Here is a 6,160-nt window from a genome sequence, read left to right on the forward strand (position 1 = left end):
CGACAGAACAGAAAAAGTCAGTTTTTTAAAGGGCAGATACCTGCCAAGTTAGAGTATTAGGAGCTTAACCTACTATGTCACAAGCCTTTAACGTTGCCGTTCTTGGTGCCACCGGTCTGGTTGGTCAGACCATGATTGAAATTCTGGAACAACGGAAGTTTCCGGTTGCAAAACTGTATCCGTTAGCCAGTAAACGTTCTGCCGGCGGTACGATTACGTTTAAGGGCGAAGAAGTAGAAGTGCTGGATGCCGAAGAATTTGACTGGACCCAGGTGCAGTTTGGTTTCTTCTCTGCTGGTGGCAGTGTGTCGGCAGAATTTGCCCCGCGCGCCGCAGAAGCCGGGTGTATTGTTATCGATAATACTTCACATTACCGCTATGAGCCGGACATCCCGCTGGTAGTGCCGGAAGTAAACGCCCATGCACTGGCGGATTTCCGTAACCGTAACATCATTGCTAACCCGAACTGTTCTACCATTCAGATGCTGGTGGCGTTAAAGCCAATCCAGGACGCTGTTGGCATTGAGCGCATTAATGTATGTACTTATCAGTCTGTTTCTGGTGCGGGTAAATCTGCTATGGAAGAGCTGGCTAAGCAAACAGCCGATCTGCTGAGCTCGCGTGAAATCACGCCAGAAGCCTTCAGCCGCCAGATCGCTTTTAATGCGATCCCGCAAATCGATGTCTTTATGGACAACGATTACACCAAAGAAGAAATGAAAATGTCCTGGGAAACCAAGAAAATCATGGGTGACGACACCATTCTGGTTAACCCTACAGCGGTTCGTGTACCGGTGTTCTTTGGTCATGGTGAAGCCATCCACATTGAAACCCGTCAGCCAATCGATGCTGAAGAAGTCAAGCAACTGCTGGCCAATGCGCCGGGCGTAAAAGTTTACGAAACCCGCGAAGAGTTCCCTACTCAGGTGAGCAGCGCCAGTGGTAACGATGAAGTTCATGTTGGGCGTATTCGCAACGATATCACTCATCCGAATGGTATCAATATGTGGGTCGTGTCTGACAACATCCGTAAGGGTGCTGCGACTAACAGCGTACAGATAGCCGAAACACTGGTTCGCGATTATTTGTAAGCTAACACGCTGAGCGTTCTAAACTTCTGACCAATTTGGTCGATAACACAAAAGCGGGCTGGTTCCCGCTTTTGTTGGTTTTAGCGTTGGATGCTTTTAGACTTAGGTCTATAAATACGCCTTAAAGGTCATCAGGCTGCAACATTTTCTAGATCGACCCGGGCAACTGGTTTATATTTTACTAAGTGAAAAGAGCCATAAACTGGCTGATAAAGGCTTACAACGAAGCAAGGTGAAACAAACCTGGCAAGGTTAATCACCAAAGCCGTCCCCGCAGCAGTTACGGGGAAAAATTGCCAACATAACAACAAACAGGCCAGCCTTAGCGCGCTAATGTAAGGGCTGGCACCGCGAATGTGAACCGTGATGATAACATCCGGCACATGACGCTTGAGGGCAAAAAAGGAACGCTATGAAATTGCATTTAACCGGCTGCATACTACTGATGATGTTGATCAGCTTAGTCAGCGATCCGGTTGCCGCACAAAATACGCCTCTAAGAGGGCCAAAGGACGCTACTAACCAGTATTCTGGCGTGGTGTTCGGACCCATCGACGCGAATGATACCCTGTGGCGGGTAGCCAGCCGCTATCGGCAAAATCCTAACTTGTCTATTTATCAGGTGATGGTGGCAATTTATGAACTCAACCCCGATGCCTTTGAACAAAACAACCTGAATCTTATGGTGGATGGCGCAACTTTAAAATTGCCATCCGAACGCTATATTGCCCGTATCGATAAAGAAAAAGCCCGTCAGAAGGCCGAAGCTGATGATGCCGCCTTTGCCCGCATGGCAAATCAACCCGGCGACAGCCTGAATAACCTCAAACCACCGGTCCCCCTGGTTAATCAGGACGACCTGACACAAACCAAAACCCAACTGGAACAACAGCTCAGCCAGATTGATGCCTCACAGGCCCGCCAGTTTGAAGAACTGCGTGATCAATTTGCCGCCTCCATCGACAGTGTGCAGATGCTGTTGGATGATAACCGTAAGCTTTACGAGCGCATCGAGAAAATCAATGAAGACCTGAGTGCTTTGCGCGGTCGCGTTGATGATGAAGTTGAAGTGAAGGTGGATGAACAGCTTGCTTTGCAGCGCGAGTTGCGAGAGCTGATTTTAAGCGAAAAGGCCGCCAAAGAAGCCGAGCAGTCAAATTCGTTTATGGAAGCCCTCACCAGCCCTATGGCACTGATTGCAGGAACTGGCTTATTAACGTTTTCTGCCATTGCCGGACTGATTGTATGGTTAATGAAACGCAAATCAAAGCCCGAAGAAGAAATTACTCTGCCGCCTAAAGAAACTGCGCCTGAACCCGAGGAGGGTATTGCCGATCTGTCAACTGCTCTGGAGTCTGAGCTTGGTGGTGAAGAACTGTCGGATGAAGAGCTGTTCAACGATGACGATTTGCTCGATGATGTGTTGTCGACAGAACTGGAAGAGTCACTCAATGACGACGACAGCTTTGCCGACCTGAACGATGACATGCTGGTGCCGGATGAGTCGAAAGAAGAGTCCTTCGAAGAAGGGGACTCTGCACTGGATCAGGATGACCTGGATAGCCTGTTTGACGATGAATTCAGTAATCAGGAGTCAGATGACGCTATCGATTTGTCGGATGATGATGACTTACTCGATAACTTCGATGAGGATGAAGGCAATGACGATCTAGCCGACTTCTCGGAAGAAGCTGTAGAAGATGAACCAGAAGAACCTGAGCAAACCTCAGACGAAGAGCTGGCCGCGTTGCTTGAGGACCCGGAGCAGGTTTATCAGTCTGAAACCGTGCCGGAACCTGACACCGATACCGAAGATGACGGCGGTGACATAGCTGATGACGACGATATCGATGCTATTTTAGCGGCCCAGCAAGGCGCACCAGCAGCGGCAGAATCCAGCGAAACCGATGAGGAAGAAGCGCCGGAAATTTCCATTGATGAATTGCTGGAAGAAAATAAACTCAGCGAAGAAGACAAAGCCAACCTGCCAATAGATGATGGTCCGGTAGGCGATGAAATGCTTGAAAAACTGGATGATGAAATCACCCAGCAGTCACAGGCGCTCGACCGCCTGACTGACAGCATTATCAGTGAGATTGACCAAATCGAAATGATGGGCGATTTGGCCGGCGATCTGGATGATGAAGATGACGAAGAAGGTGATCTGCTGGACGACGCTATCGCATCTGAAAGCACAGATAGTGATGAGTCAAAACTGCAGAGCATCGATGAAATTACCGAAGATCTTGATGAAATAGACTTTGATAACATCGAAAATGCCGATGCCTTTGATGATCCGTTATCCGATGAGTTACTTGCAGAACTTGAAGCCGAGTTACCGGAAGAAGACGCTACAGATGAAACTACTGCCGAATCAGGCGAAGACGAATTCGATGAGGCGCAGTTTGAGCAGGAAGTCAGTGACGATTTAACCGACGAACTGCTAAAAGAGCTTGAAGGTGACCCGGAAGACGAACCGGAAGACGATGAAGAAACGGAAGATTCGTCGCTCGATGCTGAGACCGAAGACTTCGATGAGTCAGACCTTGAAGACGACCTGACTCGAGAGTTGCTCAGTGAACTTGAGCAAAACGAAGATAATGACGATGTGGTGGAAGTGGAAGCTGATGAGGCACCACTTACCCCAGATGAAGAGCAAACGTCTGACATCGATGAAGCTCTGGCCGAAGACAGTGATGATTTTGACGACCCGTTAACAGACGATCTGCTGGCTGAGTTGAGTGCCGAAGATGAAGAAAATGATGCTGGCGATGAGGATGAACAAACCCAGGCGCTGACCGAAGAACTCGATGAGCTGGATAATGCGGAACCAGCTTACAGCCCGGATGAAGACGTCACGGTGGAAGACACCACCGAAGAAATCTCAGATGAAATATCTGCAGAGCTTGAAGCGGAATTCCCCGACACTGAAGAGCCAGAGCCAGAGCCAGAGCCAGAGCCAGAGCCAGGTGAAGATACTGATAACAGTGACGACCTGAGTGATGACGCGTTAGATCAAGCCCTGGCCGAATTTGATCGGCAGATGATGGATGACATTCCATCGCTATCCGGTGAAACAGAATCAGCTGAACCAGAGCAGTCAGACGATATCGATGACGACATTCTCGACCAGGCACTGGAAGATTTTGAGAGTGAAATCGATAGCTTCGAACTGGAACAGGAGCAGGATGGCGTATTACCGGGAGAGAGTGACTCTCAGCAAGAGCGTTCCAGCCGTCCGGGTGATTTCGATGAGCTTGAGGATGTCCCGGGCCTTGATGAGTGGCTGAACGACAGCGATTCAGGTGAAGAAGCCGCTATTCTGGATGAGCTGGATAAAAGCGAATTTGACGAGCTGCTTGGTGCCATCGATAACGAAGACGAAGCTAAGCCAGAAGAAGAAATCGAAGAGCTGGCACTGGATAATCCGGACCTTGATTTAAATGCACTGTTCAGTGAACAGCCAGAAAGTACCGAAGAATCGTCAGAGGTGGAGCCGGTTTCAGAAGAGCCTGCAACCCCAGAGGAAGAATACGTTGACGTGGAAACCCTGATGGCGGAAGCCGACGATGTGCCGGAGGCTGAAGATGAGAGAGATCTGGACCTCGATGTCAGTTTGTCTGAATTCAGCGGCGTCAGCGACGACGATGACGTATTTGATATTGATAAAGACGCAGGTCAGAACGCTAACCTCGACCTGGCCCGGGTTTACATTGAAATGGATGATCCGGAAGCGGCTAAAGAATTGCTCGAAGAAGTGATGAATAAAGGCTCTGAAGCACAACAGGCAGAAGCCAGAAAACTTATTGAAACCTTGTAGTGCGGGCAATGTAATGGCTAAAGCAGTGATGAAATTATTTGTCTGCGGGATGTTACTGAGTTTTGCCTGCGGAGCTTTTGCCAGACAGATAGACACTTCACTACTGGTTGGCACCTGGGGCAATTCTGAAGATGGCGGCAAAACCTTCTGTGGGGCTACGATAAATACCTTGAAGATGGCACGTTGGTGTCGTGGGGCACGTATCCTGATACTGACTTCGGCTATAAAGTACGGGCCGGCTACGAGGTAAAGGTGAAATTCGGCACCTTTTCCTGTCTTACCATTACCGAATCCAGCCCCATCACCGACTTCGTTGGCGAGTTCTGGTGTGATGAAATCATCGAACTAACCGCTGAAACATTTACCTTTAAAAGTTCAGATGGTGAACTTACCACCCTCTACCGAATGCCCTGACGCCTGGCTGAAAATCAATTCTTCTGTCTCTGGCTTTTGTTTGTTGCAAAACGCTATCTGTATTGGCTAATATTGGTTGATTATTAAACAATATGCCTCAGCCACGGAATCGGCTGATAACGGTTAGCACAAAGGAATGTATCATGCGTTTTATCCCTGTATTACTCATTTCCACGACATTATGTTTTACTGTTTTTCCCACATCTACGCTCCACGCTAAGGCACCGCAGGCCCAGCCGCGACCATTGGTGTCCGGGGAACGGGTCAGAGTAAAGAAGATTACCCGCGATATCGCCAGTGCTATGCAGGAGTTGGATAAAAATGGGGTAAAGCCTTTTCAGGATCCCGCCTATGTTAAACGATGGCAACAGTCTTACGAGCGGCATAAAAATGCGCTGGCGAAGTACCCACAGGTAAATGATCCGGATGTGGTGGCGGCTAGCCAAAAACTGCAGGAGTTTGCCAACCTAATCCAATTTGGTATAAGCCAGAGTAATAAGCAGGTGCAGCAAACGGGAAATGCCCAGACCCGCCTGGCAAACATCGAGCAGGCGCTGCGTGAGAATCAGGCGCCTGGTTGGTTGCAGGCGCCCTTTAGTGAAGCCCGGGCGAGACAATGGATAAATACTGCCGGACTGGCCAAAGGCACGGCAGAAAAAGCGCTTTCAGCTTTAACTGATATCGCTCAAACGGCCTACTTACCGGTGAATTCAGGAACGGTACAAAGTGGGGCTAATTACGATAAGCAGGATGTTGGCCGATTAACGAATATGGCTAATACCAATCCGCATAGAAGTTTACCCTCTCAGAGTGAGTCAAAACGACTTAGATCACG

4 protein-coding genes are annotated in these 6,160 nt (G+C 49.0%); all 4 read left to right on the forward strand.

Annotation, left to right across the window (positions count from 1 at the left end; translation table 11 throughout):
• Positions 1–74 precede the first annotated feature (74 nt).
• Entirely contained in the window at positions 75–1,091 is a 1,017-nt protein-coding gene (locus D9T21_RS18545) for an aspartate-semialdehyde dehydrogenase (RefSeq protein ID WP_105933935.1), read from the forward strand.
• A 412-nt stretch (positions 1,092–1,503) separates the two neighbouring features.
• The gene (locus D9T21_RS18550; protein ID WP_123326710.1) at positions 1,504–4,911 is read left to right on the forward strand and encodes a FimV/HubP family polar landmark protein; all 3,408 of its coding nucleotides are present in this window, start codon (positions 1,504–1,506) and stop codon (positions 4,909–4,911) included.
• A gap of 186 nt (positions 4,912–5,097) precedes the next feature.
• Complete coding sequence (locus tag D9T21_RS18555; RefSeq protein WP_123326711.1) at positions 5,098–5,325, forward strand: hypothetical protein; 228 nt, start codon at positions 5,098–5,100, stop codon at positions 5,323–5,325.
• A 143-nt stretch (positions 5,326–5,468) separates the two neighbouring features.
• A partial coding sequence (locus D9T21_RS18560) for a hypothetical protein (protein WP_164464757.1) occupies positions 5,469–6,160 on the forward strand: 692 nt, incomplete at its 3' end.

The organism is Marisediminitalea oceani (assembly GCF_003731635.1).
Lineage (GTDB): Bacteria > Pseudomonadota > Gammaproteobacteria > Enterobacterales > Alteromonadaceae > Alteromonas > Alteromonas oceani.